Source organism: Rhodococcus sp. T9N, from assembly GCF_024436645.1.
GTDB classification, from domain to species: domain Bacteria; phylum Actinomycetota; class Actinomycetes; order Mycobacteriales; family Mycobacteriaceae; genus Rhodococcus_F; species Rhodococcus_F qingshengii.
Genome location: NZ_JAMSKS010000002.1, coordinates 314,540 through 336,668 on the forward strand (window position 1 = coordinate 314,540; position 22,129 = coordinate 336,668).

Below are 22,129 nucleotides of genomic sequence, written 5' to 3' on the forward strand. Positions count from 1 at the left end.
CTCGTATGAAGGGAAGAAAGTCAATGGCGTGGCGCAGAACCGAAGTGCCGCTTGGTATCGCGCACGAAGCTCGAGAAGATCAGTGAGTTGACCGGTAGCCCGCCACGCACCGCGAGCGACAGCTTCGGACGCGGCGAGAATGCAAAATTCCACTGCAGTCTCGAACCCACTGCGAGCTCGTCGACGCGGTAGTCCTCCGCGAAGGATTGGAACAGCGGAACATTGGACTGTTCGACGTAAAACGAGTGCCGACGCGTTTCGTCGTCCCAGGTGATGAACTTTTCGCGCATCTGCATCGCACCACCGCCCACCTCCGCGATTCGGCGCGTGCCGACACCGTAGGGGCGCGGCGAGGTGTAGTGCACTTTGGTGAGCAGCCGGCACCACGACAGCGGTTCGTCCGCGGTCAGACCAGCCCAGACGTCATCCGGTTCGGCGGTGAGGTCGATCGAGTACGTGAAGATATGCGGTGCCGTGTCGAAGAAATCGACACCGACCGGTTCGAGGTCGAACCAATGTGTCATCGCCTACTCCTGCCCAATTAGCCGTTACATGAAGTTACGGATACTTGACGACCGAAGTCAACCCCCGAAGGCTCAGCCGGACCAAGCCTCAGAACGAGAGAGCCCCTGCAGTGAAGCGATGACCTGTTCGAGCGGCTCGATACTTCGAGTCGTCTGGCACACCGCCACCGCACCTTCGACCGACGTGATCGTCAGGTTTGCCATCGATTTTGCCTGCACTGCAGGATAACCCGCAGTTTCGAGTTGCGATTCGATCAACTTCTGCCATCCCAGCATGACCTCAGCCGACACTTCCGCGACTTCTGGCTCACTGGCACGCGCCAACCCGCCGGCAATCACCGGGCAGCCGATCGCGAAGTCCGAGCGTGTGAGATTGAGTCGCCAGATGTCTCCGACCGCTTCGATCACGTCGGCCGTGGAACCGGTAGCCGCAGCCGAGCTGATCCGTCTGGTGATGATCGCACCGGCCGCGCGCACGGCTTCGACCATCAACTCGGTCTTACCGCCAGGAAAGTGGTGGTAGATCGACCCACGGGGTGCGCCGCTGTGCTTGATGACGTCGCTGAAGGACGTCGCGTCGACACCGTTGCGGCTGATCAGTTCAACCGCACTGCGAATCATGCGATCACGTGAGCTCAGCTCTGCCATGTCACAGATCCTTCGGCCGTCGGTACACCTGTCGACTCATACGCTACGTTATGTATGACGACCTACATAGTGATGGGATGAAACAATGAGTGACGAGACAACCGCGACCGTCGATCCGGCGCAGATGACAGGCCTCGAACTTCTCCGCTGGATGGGAACCCAGGTCAACGACCGACCCAGCATCGGACGCCTCCTCGGCATGGAGATGCGCGAGGTCAACGAGGGATCCGTCAGCTTCGCCCTGACCCCGCGCGCCGATTTCAGCAACCCGCTCGGCACTGTGCACGGCGGCATCTGCGCAACGCTGCTCGACTCGGTCATGGGCTGCGCGGTACACACGATGCTTCCCGCGGGCGTCGGCTACACGACCCTCGAACTCAAGCTCAACTACATCCGCACTGTGCCTCTCGACGGTGACGAGCTGACAGCCCACGGCAGTGTCATTCACGTGGGCGGGCGCACCGCGACCGCAGAGGGCAAGGTCCTCGACAAGAACGGCAAGTTGGTGGCGCATGGAACCACGACGTGCATGATTTTTCGCTGAGCCGACGAAGGATGGCGAGAATGTAGCCGCGCCGACGAAGGATGGCGAGAATGTAGCCGCGCCCGACGTGAGCAGGGTGCGAGTACCGATGTACGATCGGCTCGTGACCCTGCTCACTGCGCACCTCTGGTGGCCCGACCGCTGACGGTCAGCCGCAACTGCGTGCTGCCCGGACCGACATCGGGTGGTCCAGCAGGCTCCTCTCCAGGATCCCCGATCCGGCAAATGCCGTACGCGTCGTCGCTACGACCGCCAAGATCAGGTACCGAATCCACGAAGGAGAGTTAGTTGACCACCACCCCACTCAACCGTTCGCTCGAGCCTTTGGGCGTCTCCATCCCGTCGAAAGTGCCGACGCACTGGTACAACCTGGCGGCTGACCTCCCCGAGCCTGTTCCCCCGCACCTGCATCCGGGCACTCGTGAGCCGCTCGGCCCCGAGGACTTGGCGCCGCTGTTCCCGATGAACCTCATCGCGCAGGAAGTCGCAACCGAGCGCTACATCGAGATCCCGGAGACGGTTCGCGAGATCTACGGCATGTGGAGGCCCTCTCCCTTGTTCCGCGCGCACCGACTCGAGCGCGCTCTGGGCACACCTGCCCGCATCTACTACAAGTACGAAGGCGTGAGCCCGGTCGGTTCACACAAGCCGAATACTGCTGTCGCGCAGGCTTACTACAACGCAATCGAGGGAACCACCAAGCTCACCACCGAAACCGGTGCGGGACAGTGGGGTGCGTCGCTGTCGTTCGCGGGCGCGCTGCTCGGACTCGACGTCGAGGTATGGCAGGTTCGCTCGTCCTTCGATTCGAAGCCGTACCGACGCATCCAGATGGAGGCGTACGGCGGAATCTGTCACCCGTCGCCTTCGGACCTGACGGAAGCCGGACGCGCACTGTTGAAGTCGCATCCCGACACCACCGGCTCGCTCGGTATGGCCATCAGTGAGGCCGTCGAGGTCGCTGCGCAGGATCCGAACACGCACTACTCACTCGGTAGCGTGCTGAACCACGTCATGCTGCACCAGACCGTGATCGGTCAGGAAGCAATGGTCCAGCTCGAAGAAGCCGGCGACGCCGTCCCCGACACCGTGTTCGGTTGCGCCGGTGGCGGTTCCAACCTCGCCGGACTCACCTTCCCGTTCCTGGGACGAAACCTTCGCGAAGGCACCAAGACTCGTCTGGTCGCCTGCGAGCCGTCGGCATGCCCGTCCCTCACCCAGGGCGAGTACCGCTACGACTTCGGTGATGTCGCCGGCCTGACGCCGCTGCTCAAGATGCACACTCTGGGTAAGGATTTCGTACCGCCGGCCATCCATGCCGGTGGCCTCCGCTACCACGGCATGTCGCCGATGGTCTCGCACGCGGTCAACCTCGGACTCATGGATGCAATTGCCGTCGATCAGGACGACGCACTCCAGGCAGGTCTGATTTTCGCCCGCGCCGAAGGAATCATCCCGGCTCCGGAATCAACCCACGCGGTTGCCGGCGCTATCGCTCACGCCCGTGCCGTCACCGAACCCGAGGTGATCGTGATCGGGCTGTCCGGCAACGGTCAGTTGGATCTTCCGGCGTACTCGCCTTACGTCTGACGCCGTCGGTGTGGTGGTCTCGTGCGTACGAGGCCACCACACTTCGTCACACCGAGCACGTGGGCTCGATCTCGCGATCGACATCGTGCCGGCCGTCCGCGAAACGAACCGATCAGTTTGATCGATCGGTTACGGTCTTTCGATGCAGCTTCGGTTGAAGGAACATTGGAAACTGGTCGCACTCGGACTGGCATTGCTCGTGGCGATCGCGTTCATCGTCGTATCGGTAATCTCCGACTCCAGTGATGCGGCATGGCCGAAGCAGAAGACAGGCGGTCCGATCGTCGAGCAAGGCGTTGTCGACGTAGACCTCTCCGATCCTCCGCAACAAGCCTGGGAGCTCGATGTCCGAGCGCTCACGGACAACCCCGGGGACGTGCTGCTGTCGATGCCTTCCACGCTCGATAGCTACTACGGCTACGGCAACACGTACCAAGTCGGTGACGTGCTGGTGGCCGCGACTGCTTATCCGCTTCCCAAGACCGACGAGTCTTCGTCGAGTCAGGGAGTCGGTGCCGTCACACTCGTCGGGGTGAATCCCGACGACGGAAGTCCGCTGTGGAAAACGCGAATCGGCGGAGTCATCGGCCAGTGCAGTCAGCAGAACGAATCCACGATCATCGCGTGCTGGGGCGATCGACGGATGATCTTTGTCGATACCGCGACCGGAACTCTGATGTCCGACCTCGGAACCGACTTCGATCTCAATGGCGCCACCATCGCCGGAGACACCGTGTACACGTCCGGCGAAAGGATGGACGGAACGGTTCGAACACGAATTCTTGCCAGCGGCACCACAACCAATTTGACTGCCAACTTCGTGCGTACCTTCGAACCAAGTGAGAAGTTCGGAGCCGTCTACACGGTCCCTCACACCGACACTGTCATTGCGATGGAACAGGGCGATGGCGGGGACCCGCAGTACCGCTATCGAATCTACGATCTGGATTCCGGCGCCGAGCGATTCCGATTCGAGGGCGATTCGCTTGTCCCTACCGGGAACGGATTGTTCCTCACCAGTGTCGGCGGCCGGTCGGGATATGCCGGAACCCAAAACCTCTTGGCTTCCGACGGATCCACGATTCGTGCGATACCGATTCCCTCGTACTCATCGTCGTCCTACCCGAGTAAGCCCTCGACGGCGGTGCCGATGTTTCTCGGCGACGGCGCCTACGATCCGGAGTCGGGTGACGAACTCTGGCGCAGTTCACAAATCGTCAACACCGCGACGGCCGGGACAGGAAGCACCATCGCCGCAGTGGTAGGAAAAACAATCCTCGTCACGTCGCCGGAGACCCGCACAATCTCGGGTCTCGACGTCGAGAGTGGCCGACAACTGTGGCAAACACCCTGGCAAGACGCGTACTGGGTTCGAAGCGGTGCGACTGATGGCGATCACTTCGTTTTCAGCGACTACACCGGCATGCATTCGATCAGGGCTCGCGACGGAAAGATGATGTGGTCGGTCCCCCTTCCGCCAGAGGTCGATCCGCGCGGAGTCGTCGTCTCGAATGCCGGCAAAAACGTGTCGTTCTCCTGGCAAAACCACTTCACCGTTTGGCGATAGGCCGGCAACATCACCGGTTCAGTGTCGTACTGACCAGCCGGCTCAGCAACCAGCAAATGGATAGACGTACAGCCTCGATGGCCACAATCCAGTCTGGCGCGTTTGTTCAATTTCGGGGGAACGATCTCGAACAACTGCATGTATCTCCGCGACTCCGACTTCGGAAAGATCAGACCAGACCTGCGGTGAAGGGGTGCATACGAATCGCACCGACTCAGGTATCTGATCCAATCCAACGATAAAGGGAGCCAACGGGAATGGATGCGAAATCCCCAATTTGCAGTCGGCAACAAATAGTCCAGTTCGCGCGCGAACATCTGCGTACCGGGGGACCGAACTCAGACCAAATTCGTCGTCATTTCGGTTTGCAAAAACGCGCGTTCTTCACGCAGCTCGACACCCATCTGGACGATTCTGCACTTTCAATGCCCGAAAAAGTTGCACTCCGCCGCATCTGCCGACAGGAGGATAGAAGGTGCCCGATCAAACGTATGAACGTCTCAGCAGGTCAAGCCAACCCACCCCGGCCGATGTACGACGCGCTTCCTTTCCCACCCCAGAACCATCATGCTTGACGATCGAAAGCCGCCAACTACGTTGAGCCGCTGGATTCTTCCGCAGTCCCCTCTTCTCGGATCGGGATCATCGGAGATCCAACAGCCGCGCGACTTTCAGGCTCAAATGCAAGGCCAACCGGTCGTCGCCGTTTGCCAAGTCTGCTCGTGTTATCTCCTGAATTCGCCGCAAGCGATAGTACAAGCTCCCTCGATGCACACAGAGCGCCTCTGACGTTCGCTTTACGTCACCGGCATTGTCCAAAAAGCTCTCCAGCGTCGCGAGAAGAGCCTCACTTTTCGAGTCCTCATGGCTGAGCAAGGACTGCAAACCTGAGTGAATACTGTTCTCGAGTCGATCCTCCGACAGTTCGGCCAGTAGTCCGTAGACGCCGAGATCCCGATAACGCACAACATTTCCGAGCACCTTGACGACCTGGGCCACATCTGCGGAACGTCTGGACTCTTCGTAGGATTCGCGCACATCCGCAACCGAGGTTCGCGGTTCACCGATACCGACCCAACATTCGATGTTCTGGCGCCCACTTTCAGACAAGACTCGCTCCCGGGCTGCCACGATCAGCGAGTCCAGATGGGTTTGAGTCGAGCGTTCGGCCACCGATACGATCAACAGACTGTGGTCGGGGCGGTCGAGTTGGATTGCACTGTTCCGCGGGACCTCCGTCGAAGCTGATCGACGCCGACGGCAACACTCAGACGATCTCTTTCGGTCAATGTCGACTGGTCGCCAGGACGGAGCAACACAGTGACCACGACTGCTGGACCCGCAGCCAACAAGCCCTCCTCGGCCAACCTGTTTGCCGCGTCCTCGCGCAGCGACCGCTCGCCCGACAGGACGTCTCGAGTAAGTTCCCGCTCCCGACTTCGGGACAACTCGTCCAGCAACTGTTCGCGGTGGAGGATCATCGCTGCCGCATCAGCCGTGCGCCTCAAGACCTCGGCTTGATCCTCGTCAACTTCGCCCTCCGAAGTCAACAGCCAGACGAAGCCCAGCAGCGCATTGCGGTACCGGATCGGCATCCCGACCCGGCCAAGGGTCAGCCCTAGTTCTTCGTTGACGGGAACAGTGAAGAGATCGAGGGCTTCACGGCCTCCACTCGCGTAGATGAAGTCTACGATCTCGCGTGAAACATTCCGCTGTAGAACGGAATTCATTCTGACTGAATCGACGGCACTGTCATGCGAGTTGTACGCGAGCAGACGAATCTGTACATCATCGATCGCAACGGAACGGTCCAGTCGGCGCCCGGTAGTGTCCACCAAATGCTGCAGTTCTCCGACCATGGTCGAACTGTACGAGCCCCCTCTCCGGTTTGCAACATATGCCCAAATTTCTACGTAGAAAATTGAACACATGACAGTGATGCAACTAACTTTCGCACCATAGGCTCGCTTCATGCCAAGCACCCGAGACCCGTGACGTCTTCACTCGGTCCGCAAACCGGCAGACGTGGCAGTGACGAGATCTGTTGCAGCCGTGGGATTTGCGTAATGGGGAGCGAGGCCGGCCGGCACGATCTCCCTCAGACGAAGTCGCCTCCGACCCGAAATCGACAAACGACCTTCGGTCGCCAGTTCAACATCGAATCCCACCGACCTCTTTCAATGTCGAATACCTCGAATGACATCGGTGACCGTGATATCGCAAAGCCGTTGCCATTCAGCATATCCCGAGAGGAATCATCATGACCGGCACAGCAAATGCTCCTGTAGAGCATCAAACCGAGACGTCACCTGGACGTCGATCGGCGCGCCGTAGGGCCCTGATCGCCGGGGCGACAGGCAACATCGTCGAATGGTTCGATTTCACGATCTACGGCTTCACTGCCGCAGTTCTCGCGACAGTGTTCTTCCCTCCGGAGTTCGGCAGTGGCGCACTGCTTGCCACCTTCGCTCTTTACGGAGTCGCCTTCTTGGCCAGACCTGCCGGCGGCATATTCTTCGGACGGCTTGGTGACCGCCTCGGCCGACGGAGATCATTGTCCCTGGCAATTACGCTCATGGGCTGCTCGACAGCGGCAATCGGTCTCCTACCGACGTACGCTTCGATCGGTGTTGCAGCACCGCTGTTGCTGCTGCTGTGCCGATTGGTTCAAGGATTCTCGGCCGGCGGCGAATACACCGGAGCGGCAACCTTCGTCGTCGAGCATGCGCCGTCTCACCGCCGAGGCTTGTACGCGGGGATTATCAGCTCTTCGTCGTTCGTCGGCAGTATCTTGGCCACGGTCACAGTCTTGTCATTCAGCTCGGTCGGCGCTGAGCACTTCGCCGACGGAGGATGGCGTTGGCCGTTCATCATCGGAGGCGTTGTCGCCATGGTGGGCCTGTTCATGAGGCTTGCCGTCGAGGAGACTCCGGCGTTCAAGGAAATGCAAGAAAACGATTCCCTTCCAACCCGCCCACTCGCAGATCTGTTCCGCAATCACTGGCGGACTCTGCTCACGTCCTTCGTGTACTTCGCCTCGCTCGGTGTCGTTACTCATATGCTGCTCGGCTACATGCCGACATTTCTGGTTCTCTCAGCCGATGTTCCGAGCACGGTTGCACTGCTGATGACAACCGGCGCTTTGGTTCTCGCAGTACCGCTGTTCATCTTCTTCGGCGCCACAGTCGACCGAATCGGCCGGAGGCCACTCGTCAGAATCGGCATGGTGATGTCAGTTTTCGTCTCGGTGCCCAGCTACATGCTCATCGGTACCGGAAACATTTTCGCGATTGCCATTGCACTGGCTGCTCTGGTCCTCGCGCTTTCCTTACTCGCGTCCGCTTTGCTCGTAATCCTCGAAATGATGCCGACGCATGCTCGATTCACCGGCACGGCAATCCCCTACAACATCGCATATGCGCTCTTTGCAGGAACTGCGCCGCTGGTGTGCGCAGCACTGGTCAACGCCACTGGAAGCGATCTGTCGCCTGCCTTCTACGCGACCGCCATCGCTTTGATCGCACTTCCCATTCTGTGGCGAGGGATTCCGGAAACGAAAAAACTGGTCTGCCACGCAGGGCAGCCCGACGAAACATTTCTGACAACGGACGCGCCACGGCTGTGATTTTTTGCGCAGCTGTCGATAGCGTTCCGATGGCCGCCACGAGAGAGTTGAGGACGACGAACACCTCTGGACTTTCAGGTGCCAAATTCATTAAGACAGAGCCGAATCCGAGAAGTCGGGATGAAGCTCTCCAGAGGAAGTCGACGGCGTCGGAATTACCAGAACCCAAGCTTGCCGGATCGAACAGCTGTGCTTTCGATCCGGCAAAGCCATCAGTAGAAAGAGAGGCCGAAAGTGCCTACCGACAAGACCGATGCAGTTGTGGTCGGAGCTGGAGTGATCGGCAGCTCCATCGCCTACGAACTGGCCGCTCGAGGTTACGAAGTCCTGGTCATCGACAAGTCTGGTGGTCCGGGCTACGGCTCGACCAGTGCATCCAGTGCGGTTATCCGGTTCAACTACTCCACATTCGACGGTATGGCTGCGGCTTGGGAGTCGCTGCATTGCTGGCAAAACTGGAACGAGCATCTCAACGCGACAGTCGACGGCGCGCTTGCGAAGTTTCGGCAATGCGGGATGGCACTGCTCGATGTCGACGTCGCGCCCCACGCGCGCACGATCGGATTATTCGAGAAGATAGGAATCGATTACCAGCTCTGGGACGCAACGACACTCGTCGAGAAGATTCCCGGTATCGACGCCGGCAAATACTATCCTCCGAAGCCAGTCGACTCGGAGTCCTTCTTCGCAGATGCCGAAACCACGCTCGGCGCGCTGTACACACCTCAGGCGGGGTTCGTCGACGACCCGCAACTGGCTGCCGCGAATCTTGCTGCGGCAGCACGTTCGCACGGTGCGGTTTTCGCATACAACACGCGTGTAGTGGCAGTCGAGCAGTTGCCTGACGGCATCTGGCAGCTAGGGCTCGACGACGGGGAAAGTGTGAAATCCAAGATTGTCGTCAATGCCGCCGGCCCCTGGTCAGGAGCGTTCAACAAGCTGTCGAACGTCGGGGCCGACTTCAAGGTTTCGGTTCGGCCCTTGCGCCAGGAAGTTCATCACGTCACCGCACCCACTGGCTACAACGACGACGAGATCCTCGGCCCGATGATCGCCGATTTGGATCTCGGAACCTACATGCGAGCCGAACCTGGAAACGGTTTCCTTGTCGGCGGAACCGAACCGGATTGCGATCCGCTCGAGTGGATCGACGATCCTGATACCGCCAACCCGAATCGCACTGTTGCCCGGTTCGAAGCGCAGGTTTTCCGCGCCGCCAGGCGTTTCCCCACCCTGGAGGTCCCGTCACAACCGAAAGGTATTGCCGGCGTGTACGACGCAGCATCCGACTGGACCCCGATCTATGACAAGACAGACAGGCAAGGTTTCTACGTCGCCATGGGCACCAGCGGGAACCAATTCAAAAATGCGCCCATCGCTGGGCGCCTCATGTCCAGGATCATCGACCAGGTGGAAGCTGGACACGATCACGACGCTGATCCCCTGACCTATGTCGGGATGCACACCGGGCTCGAAATCGACCTCGGCGCATTCTCCCGCCTTCGGGCACCCAATGCCGAGTCGACCGGGACCGTCATGGGTTAGAAGTGTTGTCCGGCTTGGAGAATCGATAGCCGCGACAACTGAATAGACACGGCTGTGGGTGTCCACCACGTGGTGGACGCCCACAGCCGACTTCTCCTTCAACGGCGTCTACGGAAAATCGCCCGTCGAACGTGTCAGCGTGCACATCGTCGCCGGGACGAACAGCTACCGTGCATGGCATTTTTTCAAGTAGCTCAGGAACGATGCCTGCAGCCCGGTTACGTGCGTCTCGTGCAACAACGCGGTCGAAACATCCTGCGACCGTCCCTTGCCATGCAACTGCTCCACGACGGCGAGAACGTTGCGTGACAGTCCGCGATAGATCGGAATGGGTCCAGTCAGTTCGGCTTCGTTCAGCGTGACGTGCAGCTGCGGAACAACTGAGCCCGCGCCACGCTCGGGCAGTGCCTCGACCAGTGTGTGGATCTGGCTGTCGGCGTTCACAACTCCGGGACTACCCGCACCGAAGGTCGCGAATGGGGGCGCGTCGCGCAGCCATGCGTAGAGGGCGAAAAGGCCTCCGTACGAGTACCCGAAGAGTCCGTGCCCGGACTCGCTGACACGTAGCTCCGACGAGTACAGGCGAGGGTGGAGTTCGTTGGTCAGGAAGTCGAGGAAGACGTCCCCGTGGGTGTCTGCCAGCTCCTCGAGGTAGGCGTCCACATACTCCTGGGTCATTGCACCCGAGTCGCGAGCAGCGGCAAGAGTAGCCATCATTTCTTCGCCTACCGGTTCCCCGGGCGGCACGAGATCGCGGTTGCGTAGTCGTGCCCAGTTGGCAGCTTCTTCACCGGCATAACCGACGCTGACCTGGATGTACGGGGCGATCGTCAGATACGGGTCTGCCTGCGTGACGATGAGCGGGGCGGTAAGACCTACAGCCCAGTTGCCGTCCATCACGTATATCAGCGGTAAGGGATCCGTGGAGTCCGCGTAGCCGGGGGGTGTGGTCACCCAGATGCCGTAGCTGTACCCCGACTTCGCCGTGATTTCGAAGTACTCCGTGTCTGCAAAGCATCCGTGCAGCATTGCGCTCATCGAACGTCTCCCTTGACGATATTTCCGGACTTCACGACGAGAACAGCCATGTCCGGATCGGCGAACACCTTTGCGTCTCGGAGTGGGTCTTGCTGCCAGGCAACCATGTCCGCCTGCATACCGACGCGGATCGTCCCGACGCTTTCCCCGATACCGAGAATGTCGGCATTGACGCTGGTGGCCGAAACGAGTGCATGCATCGGCGACTCCAACTCCGCGCGCAAGTGCAACTCCTCACCTCGGCGCTTTTGGTGCGGCCCGATGAGGTCCGAGCCCAGGCCGATCCTCAGGCCTGCTGCGCGAGAGGCCTCGAGCGCTCTGGCCATGCGTTGACGCACTCCGGCTGCACGCTCTCGTATTGCCGGGTCCAGGTCCATGCTTTCGGTGTCCGCCAACTGCTCGACCACGGCGAAGGTGGGGACAAGTGCCACGTCATGTTCCCGCATCAGCTGGGCCGTCTCCGCATCGATGTCGGTGCCGTGTTCCACGCACCGGACGCCGGCCCGCACCGCGTTGCGAATGCCCGCATTGTTGTGCGCGTGGACCGTGACGTAGGTGCCGCGCGACGCTGCTTCTTCCACTGCCACGGAGATTTCCTCGACGGTGAACTGTGTGTCGGTGAGGCTGTCATGGCCTCCGACGACACCGCCGGTGACGCACAGTTTCAGAAATGTTGCGCCTCGGCGGAACGATTCGCGCACGTTGCGTCGTAGCTCGTCGGCATTACCCGACATCAAGGACAAGGCGCAGAGCCCGGGAATGTGGTGCATGTTCCACAGCTCGGTCGGCTCCCACGCGGCCCCGTAGTAGCCGTGTCCACCGGTCTGGCACTGCACAGGACCACACGAGAGGACACGCGGACCACGCACCTTGCCGCTCGCGATAACGTCGACGACTCCGCCGTCGATGCCACCGACGTCTCGCACCGTGGTGAAGCCCGCGTCGAGGGCATCGCCCGCGGTGGCGAAGATGCCCGCAGCCAGTTCGGCTGCCGAGAGCTCAAACCCGAATTGCCTTCGGATCGGACTCGAAATACCCAGGTGGACATGAGCATCGATCAGCCCCGGAGTCAGAAGCATGCCGTCCAAGTCAACTGTCGTCGAACCCGACGGCGCCTGTCCGATCGCGGTGACAATGCCGCCACTCACGCACACGTCGACTTCGACCGGGTCGGTGCCCGATCCATCCGCGACCATGCCGCCGGCAAACCATACGTCAGTCAAAGGGACCTCCCGAGCATTGGAAACCACTCTCCTAAACACTGGTGAATTCGATATGCGGTACCGTACTCAACAGTGGTGAACCCGTCAATGGAGGTAGCGTGAGATCGCCGGTTGGGGAGGGTCGAGAGCGACTGTTACAGGCGCTGTTCGACGAGTTCGGTGAAACCGGCCCGAGTCCGAAGCTGTCGATGCGCCAAGTAGCGGAGCGACTCGGCGTGCACCACACGCTTCTGACCTATCACTTCGGATCACGACCAGGTCTCCTCAGCGCCGTACTGTCGGAAGCGCGCCGCCGTGACAACCTCGTCATCGCCGCGATGGGCAAAGATCTCGGGTTCGCGGCCCTGTGCAGGGCGATCTGGAGTTTCTACTCGAACGCCGAGCACGAAGATCGAAGCCGCACCTTTTTTCACCTGGCCGGACTTGCGGTGTACGAGCACAAAGCATTTCAAGATTTCGCCGCCGACCTCGACGACTTGGCTCATCTCCTTGAAGCGGCAGCCCTTCGCGAAGGATTCACAGTGGTGGATGCAAAGCAGCAGAGCATCATCGCAACCGCATGTCTGCGAGGACTGTTGCTGCAGAGGTTGCTCACCCCCGACGCCGAGGTCGACGCGGCAGCCGAGCGCTTCATCACCTCGTTGACAGCGTCCACCACGTAAGGCCTCACAACCGATCACCCTCGTTCGAAATCACCGACGCGGGGCCGTTTGCCATTGGCTCGGTCACGTTTCGGCGTGAGACGGGTCTCTGAACCCCGGTTGAATGGTGGCCGATCGCACTTTCGACATCTGTACGAGCGAAGTGCCGAAAGATGCGACAAGTGAACCTATCCCGACCCAGCAGACACACGACATCATCGACAAGTCCGATGATTCACATGAGTTTCGAAAGTCAGGATTGAATTGTGACCATTACCTTCCGTGCCGCAGAGTTGAACAGCGCAAGTGGGATCTTCCAGCAAGCACTGCTCGGCCAACCCAGTGCAGAGCCACTCGGCGGAGACATCATCACTCGTGCAGATGTCGAGTTCACCAGTGACGACGGCCGCATTCAATCCGGAGTCTGGGAGAGCGAACCGGGAAAGTCGCGGTGGGAGTTCCTCACCCGCGGCGAGATCATCACCATCGTCTCCGGCGCCATGACCGTCGAGGAGGACGACGGCGATCCCGTACATCTCGTTGCCGGTACGAGTGCAATCTTCCCAATCGGATGGAAGGGTACGTGGACGGTCACCGAGACCGTACGCAAGGTGTTCGTCGTATACAACGTATGACCGAGAGAATCCGCAACATCCGACTTTCACGGCCCGTCGTACGGACGGATCTCACGACGCAGCCCACTTGCCCTGAGTACCTGTCGCTGCACTCCCGCCCTCACGGAATCCTCGGTGCCGATTACTCTCACATGGTTTCTGGCGCGAGTGATCGCCGTGTACAACAACTCCCGAGTCAGCAGTGACGACGCCTCGGCCGGCAACATCACCGATACGGTGTCGTACTGGCTGCCCTGGCTCCGGTGAATCGTCATCGCGTAAACCGTCTGCACCGACGAGAGTTGGCTCGGGTGAATCAGAAACGCATCACTGCCCCGCTGGAATGCGGCAATAGGCACGCCATCCTCACGCTGCACGATCACCCCGGCATCCCCGTTGTAGATCTTCGCCTCGTAGTCGTTGGCCGTCACCAACAGGGGTTGGCCCGGATACCACCGCGTCGGGTCAAGAAACTGCCCTGATGCCGTGCCGACCCACTCCATCGCCTGCTGCGCCCACCTCCCGACACCGTACGGTCCGTCACGGTGGGCGCACAGAAGGCGGTGCGATTCCAAGCCTTTCAGCGCGCCGATCGCATCACCCACCTCGGCCGACGCCGTCACCACCTCTGAACTCGCAACGATGTCGGCGCGCAATGCGTCAACATCCTCGGGCGAATGGAAGGAGACGGCTGGATCACCGCTGCGCAGGATACGCAGAACCTCAGCGGAATCTCCCGCTCGAACTGCCCTGGCCAACGACGCGATGGTTCCGTCGAAGCGGCGCCCGCGTGAGAGTTGAATGATCCCGCCCCGCAGACGATCCTGTTCATCCGCACTCAATGCCTCTTCGGAACCAGTGGCCGTGAGATCGTCACCCACCAACTGTGTCAGCGTCGGATTTCCACTGACCTTTACCGGGCGGGCGACAAGATCAGCAAGAACAGCGCCCGCGTCGACTGAGGTCAACTGATCGGGATCGCCGACGAGCAGTAGCCGGGCATCGGGGCGAACGGCTTCGAGCAGGCGCGCCATCAACGTGAGGGAGACCATCGACGTCTCGTCGACGACGACCACATCGTAGGGAAGTCTGTTGGTCGCATTGTATTTGAAACGACTCGAACTCCCCCGCTGCCAACCGAGTAGGCGGTGCAGGGTCATGGCCGCGAGTTCTTCGGGAAGGCCAAGGCTCGCGGTCTGCTCACGTACGGACTCCTGCAGCCGTGCTGCGGCTTTACCCGTCGGTGCGGCCAGACCGATGCGAGCATTCGAACCCAATTCCTCCGACAGGAGAGCGAGAATACGTGCGACCGTATGGGTTTTGCCGGTTCCGGGCCCACCGGCGATGACGGTGGTCCACTGTGTCGCGGCGAGAGCAGCTGCTATCCGTTGACGATCCGGCGCGATGGTCGGCCCGTTCTCGTCGACGAACAGCGAATCCAGCCGCGTTCGGACCGCTTTCAGGTCGGCGGGCGGCCACGTGGACGCCCGCTCGTCGAGCACTCGCCGAATCGTCTGCTCCTGCAGAAAATATCGATCGAGGTAGAGGAGTTCACCGTCGTCCGTGTCGACCAGCCGGAGCGGTCTGAGAGGTCCGGCGTTTCCGCCGATCACCAGAGGGCTCAGCCGAAGGGCGGCAACGATCTCCGACGGTTCGGGCCACGGCAACGACGCAAGTTCCTCCTCCGTCGCATTGTCGACGCTCACATCACGCATCCGTCGTAGATCGAGGCATACCGAACCTGATCGCACGGCCCGAACTGCCAACGCCGCGGCCAGCATCACTTCTTCGGAAGTTTCACCGCCCAGGCTGCACACTCTCGTCGCGACATGAACATCGGCGGCAACCAGAACCCCGGCTTCGTTGAAGATTCGCACGATCCCTTTGGCGCGCTGCGCCAATTGCGCCTCGGTCATCGAATCTTCTCCCCTACCGTGTGGGACGCATCAAGACCGGCCAGCAGATCCGATAGTTCAACCGTCAGCTGAGCAGGCGGCTTCCATTCGAAGACACCGCATTCCGGCGGGCTGTCCGGGCCGAGCATCCCACGCACGAATTGATACTGCGCGCCCCCGAGATGACGGTGCGGATCGTAGTCGGGCAGGCGCCACCGCAGATACCGATGCAGTGCAACCGAATACAGCAGTGCCTGCAGCGGATAGTGCGAGCGCATCATCTCCGTCGCCATGAGTTCACGCATGTAGTTGGCAGCCGTCAGATCGCCGCGACCGATCCGGTTGGTCTTGTAATCGACGATCACGAACGACGGGCCCGGGATCCGCAAGACTGCGTCGATACTGCCCGTCAGGAATCCGCGCATCGGTGACGTCTCGACACGGTCCAGATAGTCGGCGTACGACGCCAGAATGTCGTCGGAGGAAAGGTGGCGCCTCAACAGTTCCGACACTCCGCGGAGTGTGACACTCATCGACACCGGATCGTCGCCACCGGCCAGTGGGAGTTCGAAATCGAGTTCGGGAAGACGATCCTTCGGCGCGATCGTGGCCAAGGTTCCGAATCCCAAGGGAGTCTGCATCACCAGATACAGCGCATCCGCGAGTGCTTCGGAGTCGACCTCGGCCGCCCGAACCGAGACCGCCTCGGCGCAACGCATCCCGAGTTCCGCTCTCAGATCTGCCGCAGCCGTGTCCACCACCTCGAGCACCTCATGCACCAGCGTGCCGAATGCGGCGCCCGCGGGAAGTCCGTTCATGGGTGAAGGGAACGCCTCCAGGGGCGAGGGGGTAATGCTCTCGAGATCTACGGAATCCTCTGGCTCGTCGTCTTTTTCGGGATCCTCGACCTCACTGCCCGTGGTCGTGACCGCGTGGTGCGCTCCGGCGGTGAGTGCCGAGTACGACGTACGACGCCACAGAGTGTCCAGGTCTCGATCGAAACGCGCCGCGGCCAGTTCGGTCACGTCCGCAGCCGCTCTGGACCAGTGCACGGGCGAGGGCGGATGGGGACCAACAGGTTCCACCGAGATCACGTCGGAAGCTGCTGCCGGCCAGGTTGCGAGCCGTGCTGCGGTTGTACCGTCGTCGAGCACCTTCACTACCCGAGCAGGTTCGGCGATGCCGGGAGTACGTCCGAGCATCAACCGGTGCAGCGGCGAGCGGGAGGTCCCGTAGCTGGGTGCCCACCAGAGCACGAGTTGGCACTGCGCCCGGGTCAGCGCCACGTACAGCAGCCGCAGTTCTTCGCCCGCTTCTTCGGCCTCCGCAACAGTCTTTCTGGCGTTGTACCCCGGGCCTTCCTGCCCGCCGACGTCGAGGATGCGGCGTCCCTCCGGGTCGTGCAACAGCTGCGTCGGCGAGTTGAAGCCGCCAACGCTCTCCCAACTGAACGGGACGTAGACGATCGGGAACTCGAGCCCTTTGGTGGCATGCACCGTAGCGATTTGCACTGCGGCAGCGTCACTGTCGAGGCGACGGCTTCTGTCGGTCGCGCTCCCGGACGTCGGATCCTTGATTCGGTCGGAAAGCCAGCGAACCAGTGCGCTCAACCCGAACGCTTCCTCGGTGGCGACGCGACCGAGGAGTTGTGCGACGTGCCGCAAATCGGTGAAATCTCGTTCGCCGGACGGGGCCGCGAGTACACGCTTCTCCAGATTTGTTTCGGCAGAGATTCTTTCGAACACAGCCGCAAACCCGACGCGTGCGAACAGCCCGGAATAGGAGCGCAGTTGACCTGCAAGTTCTGCAACGACGTTGTCGCCGTCCTTGTCCAGTTCTTCGGAGGTGCGCCCGAAAATCGGCGAGAGGGCCGTCAACCGGACACGATCGGAGCGATGGGGCTGCTCGATCGCCTGCAACAGCCACAGCCACTGGGTCGCACTGGGTGTCGCGAAAACACTGGACCCTCCGGTCAATACGGAAGGTACACCGACGGCATCGAGAGCATCGCGGATCATCGCCACGTGCTTGTGGGTGCGCACCAACACCGCGACGTCTCCCGGTTCGACCGGGCGTGGATCACCGTCGACTGCCAAGCGGGCATCGCCGCCCAGGAGCGCGACCACGTCTGCTGCGACGTCGTCCGCGACGCGACTGCGAAGTCTGCCTACGGCCGGAAATCCCGAACGATTGAGCGGTCCGGCTCCGGTACGGGGCAGATGGCGTACACGCATCGGCACCGGGCCGAACAACCGAGACTTCTTGTGCGAAGCCTCCACTGGATGCGCGACGATGCCTTCGTTGCCGAGTGCGGCACCACCGTAGAGGTGTTCGAGTGCCGCCAACAACCCTGGGTCGCTACGCCAATTGGTGGTCAACTCCTGGTGCGCATCCGCCTGATCGACCGCATCGAGATAACTCAGGACTTCTGCCCCGCGGAACGCATAGATGGCTTGTTTGGGATCACCGACCAGGACCAGGGTGGTGTGACCGTGGAAGGCCAACCGCAGAATGTCCCACTGCAACGGATCGGTGTCCTGGAACTCGTCGATCAACACAACCTTGAACTTTTCGCGCACCCGACGACACGCGACGGGACCGTATTCCGGATCCGTCAATACACCGTGCAACAGCGTCAGCAGATCGTTGAAGTCGCGAATTCCTTTGGTCCGCTTACGTCGTTCGACCTCGACACGAGCAGCAGCCGCGAAGAGGACGCGCTGACCGGGTGCGGTCTCCTCCTCGCCGTCGGGTTCGAGAATTGCCTGACCATCGCCGACTGCGCTTCGGGCGATGGCCAGCGCGTCCTTCGTGGAGAACGGTGGAGACGAGTCCGTCCGGCTGTAGCGGCTGAGGTACAAATCCGAGACGACCTCACTGATCAGGTCGTCGACCGACTCCACAAAAGTTGTGTCCGGTTCGCGTTCCCCGGCGATGCCGAGTCCGTCGAGCATCCTCTGACAGAAACTGTGGGTGGTCGTGATGGTGCCGGCGTCGAACTCCGCGAGAGCGCGCAGGAGTCGACGACGCCGCACGCCGATCTCCTCGTCGTCAGCTGTGGCGAGGTACGCCACCAGATCATCATCCGACCGCCTCGCCGCCTGCGGGTCGACCAGAGCGGCGGACACTCCCGCGAACCTCTCCCTGGCACGCTCACGAAGTTCCTGAGTGGCGGCCCTACTGAATGTCACCAGCAGAACTTGCGATATGTCGGCGAGACCTTCGGCAACACAACGGGTCGCGAGTCCGACGATCGCGTAGGTCTTGCCAGTTCCGGCGCTCGCTTCCAACACCGTGGTGCCGGTCGGTAGTGGCCCCAAAAGGTCGAAGTCCACGGGTTACTCCGCTCTTTCGTTGGTCAGCAACGGATCCCACAACCGTCGGGCGAGAACTCCGAACCGAGTCGGTTCCTCGGCCCAGACGAATTCGTCGTCCGACGGCGGATCCGCAGCCAACTCCGCCAGTGTTCGAGCTTCTCCGAAAACGTAAACGTTGCTTGGATCGATCATCTCGCCGTACTGCCCGGTCCACTGGGTGTCCGCACCGTTTGTCGCATCGTCGACCGACTCGCCACCAAAGCGTCGGCGCGCATATTCGGCTGAAGTAGCGGCCCACATCGGCAACGGACGCTGCAGCCCCCGCTCGCGTAGGTCCACCAGTTGCTGCAGGATCTCGACCGCATTGCCTGGCGCATCGAGCACCGACCGTGCCGCTGCGATCTTTCCCCGACCCCGTCCGATCGACACTGCATCGAGCGGACCGGGTCGTCCGTGTGATTTCAAGGCGAGGAGATTGATCCAGGCCGTCATCCGATGTTTAGGCGCCAGTGAGGAATACGACGCTCGCACCACTGAATTGCCGTGCACACCGGTTACCGTTCCGGTGAGACGACGCCCGTCACCGAGGTCTATGTCGACGTCGACAGCTTCGGAGTCTCCGTCGAAGTGCGGCAAGGCAAGTCCGGCAATCTGATCTACCACCCATTCGACGTTGCCCAGAACCGTGGCGCCCAGGTTGTAGGGCGGCAGAGTGCCGCGGCGCCACTCGGCTGCACGAAAATCCGCAGAGCTGCGTCCAGCCAAGCGCGAGAGAAGCATTCGGTCACCCAGAGCCCAGGAGGACAGTGGATCGAGCTCGGTTGCCAGCGAATCCGCGATGTCGTCGTCGAGTTCCGGTACCCGGACGCCGAGGCGTTGGCGCAGAAAACCACGCGCGGGATGTACCAGGAAGTTCACCAAGTCGGCGAGGTTCACTTCCTTCGGATGCACCTCGGGTAGCTCGGCCGACAAGACTGTCGGCAATTCGACCGGTGTTCCGGAGGCAGCCCTCGCACCGGCCAGCGCTGCCGTGTCGAAGCTGAACGGCTTGTTCGGCGCGAAGTTTCGATTGTCGAACGATTGCAACGGATGCCGTGTCAGCACTCCGTTGATCGCTTCCGGACCCACCGTCGCACTGAGTACGTTGAGAAGTCCACTGAGGGGGATCGCCGGTGGTCTGACGACACCGGTGACCGGATCGGCACCGGTATACAACAGAATCAGATGTTCGCCCGCAGACATCACGGCATCGAGAAGCAGTTGCCGGTCTTCACTGCGCAGATCACGCTCCCCCACAACGGGATCACGGGACAAGATGTCGTCGCCGTCGACTCCACCGGTTCGAGGGAACACCTCGTCGTCGAGTCCGATCAGCACGACCACGCGATGCGGTACCGAACGCATCGGAACCATCGTGCACACCGTCAGTTCGCCGGTTCGGAAGTTGGCACGCGTCGGTCTGCCCGCGAGGCTGCGCGAGAGCATCGCGCGAACATCGGCCAGACGTAACACCGTCTCTCCGCCGAATTCCACAGCAGCTACCAGTTCGCGGTGGGCCCCCGCGCTCTGCCAGGAATCTGCGGGCGCTGTGTCGGTCAGCAGATCCAGGGCCCGCATCAGCACACGAAGCCATTCGGCCGGTGAATGTGGGCCGGCAAGATCGCGAAGCGAGACGGCCAGGCGATCGACGAACTCTGCGAAACGTCCAGTCAGGTCGATGTCTGTGCCGTCCACGTCATCGAGTGGTAGCGCGAGATCCAACCAGGCATTTTCCGATTCGTCCGCGCTGACCCCCAACAAGATTCGGTCCATGGCGGTGTTGAAGGTGTTCTGCGGAAATGCATCGAGGCCGAACGTGGCACGCTGCCGACTACCGATTCCCCAGCGAGCACCCGCTTCCGTCGTCCATTCCCGCAGTCTTTCCAACTCGTCGTCGCCCCACGAAAAACGTGTGCGGACAGGCTCGGTCGCGGCCAGGTCGAGAACCTCACTGGCTGTGGCCCGGCCGTCGGCCAATTCGAGGAGAGAGCCGAGAACGGCCAGGACTGGATTGGTCTGACGTAATCCGCGGTCTGCCAGCCTTACTCGAAGAAGATGCCCGGGGTGGCCATGGACGCCTTGCCCGAATGCAGCACGAACCAAAGGTGCGTACGTTTCGACGTCCGGGCACATCACGAGTACGTCGCGTGGCTGCAATGTCGGGTCGTCCTCGAACAATCGGAGCAGACATTCGCGGAGCACCTCGACCTGCCGTGCCGGCCCGTGGCAAGCGTGGACCTGAACTGTCCCATCCGGTTCCGCTGCAACGCTGGGAGCACGATCTGCGATGACGTCGGCCTTGACCGTCGCCAGGAGGGATTTCGGGCCGGCTGGTTCGGGAAGATGCACCGACTCGAACTCGGCGGCACCGAGGCTGATCTGAAGTTCACGAACGTCGCGAGCAAGACTCGACAGCAACGGATTGGCAGATATCAGCGCTGACCCGTCTTCCGAACGTCGGATCGTGCTCTCACTTCGAGGCTGCATGCGCGAGCTCATCTTGGTCCACAGCGCGGGGCTGGGATGCGGGAGCCAGATGTGCACGTCCCGATTCGCACTCAGAGCGCTCAAGATCATTCGCTGATCGACCGGCAGCCGGGTCGGTCCGAAGACCGACAGGCGTTCCGGTAGGTCGACCAAGGCCGGGTCCTCGACCAGCGCGCGACTCACTTGCCCCAGTCGCTCTGCGGGCCCCGGAACGTCGATCTTGTCCGCGACGATGCACCACAGACGTGCCTGCCATTCGAAATCCTCCGACAGCGCCAATCCGTGTCCGTCGGTCAACCGCCCGGCGGCCCAGTCGATCAGCATCTGCGGGCGTTGCGCGGCATAACTGCGGAAGAGTTCGGTGACATGTGTGGCGGAGGCAAACCGTCGACCTTCACGATGGCCTTCGAGATGTTTCGCCAGGACTCCGCACCAGGGCTCGCCGAGGGACTCGTCGATCACATCGAGAACCGTCCACACCAATCGCGTCGGCGACCATGGGTCGTCGTCAGCCGTGATTCCACTGACCGCGGCCACGGACTCCGCGACCAGGCGCGCGGGTGAAGGAAACGCGATGTTCGCAGAAATTCCGTCCACTGCTGACGGTCCGGACGTGCCTAGCTGGGAGGACAGCCGCTGATTGAGCCAACGCTCGACGCCCTTGGCCGGCACCGCAACAGTTTCCCGGGCGAATGGATCCGACAGCGGTGTACGGAGGAGCGTGGCCAACGCCGAGACCAAGGTGTCCGAACGCTCGGCCCGGTACAACTTCAGCAATCTTCGCTCCCCTCACTCCGTCCAGACGTCCATCTCACCACGGCGCTGTGACAGG

Annotated in this window: 16 protein-coding genes; 7 read left to right on the forward strand and 9 right to left on the reverse strand. The window is 61.4% G+C overall.

Annotation, left to right across the window (positions count from 1 at the left end):
- Positions 1–20: 20 nt before the first annotated feature.
- Both M1L53_RS05220 and M1L53_RS05225 read right to left on the reverse strand, forming a co-directional pair.
- Positions 21–524, reverse strand: a complete 504-nt coding sequence (locus tag M1L53_RS05220; protein WP_042920475.1) for an SRPBCC family protein — start codon at positions 522–524, stop codon at positions 21–23.
- A 72-nt stretch (positions 525–596) separates the two neighbouring features.
- Positions 597–1,172, reverse strand: a complete 576-nt coding sequence (locus M1L53_RS05225) for a TetR/AcrR family transcriptional regulator (protein ID WP_003945856.1) — start codon at positions 1,170–1,172, stop codon at positions 597–599.
- Positions 1,173–1,257: 85 nt separating this feature from the next.
- Here M1L53_RS05225 and M1L53_RS05230 point away from each other — a divergent pair, with 85 nt between their 5' ends.
- The 3 genes from M1L53_RS05230 (at position 1,258) to M1L53_RS05240 (ending at position 4,873) form a co-directional block, all read left to right on the forward strand.
- Positions 1,258–1,716, forward strand: a complete 459-nt coding sequence (locus tag M1L53_RS05230) for a PaaI family thioesterase (RefSeq protein WP_003945940.1) — start codon at positions 1,258–1,260, stop codon at positions 1,714–1,716.
- Between the two features lie 288 nt (positions 1,717–2,004).
- The gene (locus M1L53_RS05235; RefSeq protein ID WP_003945451.1) at positions 2,005–3,306 is read left to right on the forward strand and encodes a TrpB-like pyridoxal phosphate-dependent enzyme; all 1,302 of its coding nucleotides are present in this window, start codon (positions 2,005–2,007) and stop codon (positions 3,304–3,306) included.
- Positions 3,307–3,448: 142 nt separating this feature from the next.
- Entirely contained in the window at positions 3,449–4,873 is a 1,425-nt protein-coding gene (locus tag M1L53_RS05240) for a PQQ-binding-like beta-propeller repeat protein (RefSeq protein WP_054188062.1), read from the forward strand.
- A 642-nt stretch (positions 4,874–5,515) separates the two neighbouring features.
- Here M1L53_RS05240 and M1L53_RS05245 read toward each other — a convergent pair.
- Complete coding sequence (locus M1L53_RS05245) at positions 5,516–6,163, reverse strand: helix-turn-helix domain-containing protein (protein ID WP_311053461.1); 648 nt, start codon at positions 6,161–6,163, stop codon at positions 5,516–5,518.
- Entirely contained in the window at positions 6,055–6,732 is a 678-nt protein-coding gene (locus tag M1L53_RS05250) for a hypothetical protein (protein ID WP_232319060.1), read from the reverse strand. Before M1L53_RS05250 ends, M1L53_RS05245 begins: the two co-directional genes overlap by 109 nt.
- 401 nt (positions 6,733–7,133) lie before the next feature.
- Here M1L53_RS05250 and M1L53_RS05255 point away from each other — a divergent pair, with 401 nt between their 5' ends.
- Positions 7,134–8,498, forward strand: a complete 1,365-nt coding sequence (locus M1L53_RS05255) for an MFS transporter (protein WP_050656837.1) — start codon at positions 7,134–7,136, stop codon at positions 8,496–8,498.
- 234 nt (positions 8,499–8,732) lie between these two features.
- Positions 8,733–10,043: an FAD-binding oxidoreductase gene (locus M1L53_RS05260; protein WP_003945449.1), complete on the forward strand. Its 1,311-nt coding sequence runs from the start codon at positions 8,733–8,735 to the stop codon at positions 10,041–10,043.
- 165 nt (positions 10,044–10,208) lie between these two features.
- Here the strand turns inward: M1L53_RS05260 and M1L53_RS05265 are convergent, their stop codons facing one another.
- Together M1L53_RS05265 and M1L53_RS05270 are read right to left on the reverse strand one after the other, a co-directional pair.
- On the reverse strand, positions 10,209–11,081 hold the full coding sequence (locus tag M1L53_RS05265; RefSeq protein WP_054188061.1) for an alpha/beta hydrolase: 873 nt from the start codon (positions 11,079–11,081) through the stop codon (positions 10,209–10,211).
- Positions 11,078–12,304 (reverse strand): amidohydrolase family protein, encoded by a 1,227-nt coding sequence (locus tag M1L53_RS05270; protein WP_225989611.1) that lies wholly within the window; start codon positions 12,302–12,304, stop codon positions 11,078–11,080. The genes M1L53_RS05265 and M1L53_RS05270 overlap by 4 nt, the downstream gene beginning before the upstream one ends.
- A gap of 98 nt (positions 12,305–12,402) precedes the next feature.
- Here M1L53_RS05270 and M1L53_RS05275 point away from each other — a divergent pair, with 98 nt between their 5' ends.
- Entirely contained in the window at positions 12,403–12,966 is a 564-nt protein-coding gene (locus M1L53_RS05275) for a TetR/AcrR family transcriptional regulator (protein ID WP_029254476.1), read from the forward strand.
- Between the two features lie 245 nt (positions 12,967–13,211).
- Positions 13,212–13,580 carry a cupin domain-containing protein gene (locus tag M1L53_RS05280; RefSeq protein ID WP_020906254.1) on the forward strand — a complete coding sequence of 123 codons (369 nt, stop codon included), beginning with the start codon at positions 13,212–13,214 and terminating at the stop codon, positions 13,578–13,580.
- A gap of 26 nt (positions 13,581–13,606) precedes the next feature.
- On the opposite strand, the gene recD is transcribed toward M1L53_RS05280, so the two are convergent.
- Genes recD through recC form a run of 3 tightly spaced genes read right to left on the reverse strand, consistent with a single transcriptional unit; the run spans position 13,607 to position 22,074 of the window.
- Positions 13,607–15,475 carry an exodeoxyribonuclease V subunit alpha gene (gene recD, locus M1L53_RS05285; RefSeq protein WP_054188060.1) on the reverse strand — a complete coding sequence of 623 codons (1,869 nt, stop codon included), beginning with the start codon at positions 15,473–15,475 and terminating at the stop codon, positions 13,607–13,609.
- Positions 15,472–18,789: a UvrD-helicase domain-containing protein gene (locus M1L53_RS05290; RefSeq protein WP_054188059.1), complete on the reverse strand. Its 3,318-nt coding sequence runs from the start codon at positions 18,787–18,789 to the stop codon at positions 15,472–15,474. The genes recD and M1L53_RS05290 overlap by 4 nt, the downstream gene beginning before the upstream one ends.
- Positions 18,790–18,792: 3 nt before the next feature.
- On the reverse strand, positions 18,793–22,074 hold the full coding sequence (gene recC, locus M1L53_RS05295; RefSeq protein ID WP_054188058.1) for an exodeoxyribonuclease V subunit gamma: 3,282 nt from the start codon (positions 22,072–22,074) through the stop codon (positions 18,793–18,795).
- Positions 22,075–22,129 lie beyond the last annotated feature (55 nt).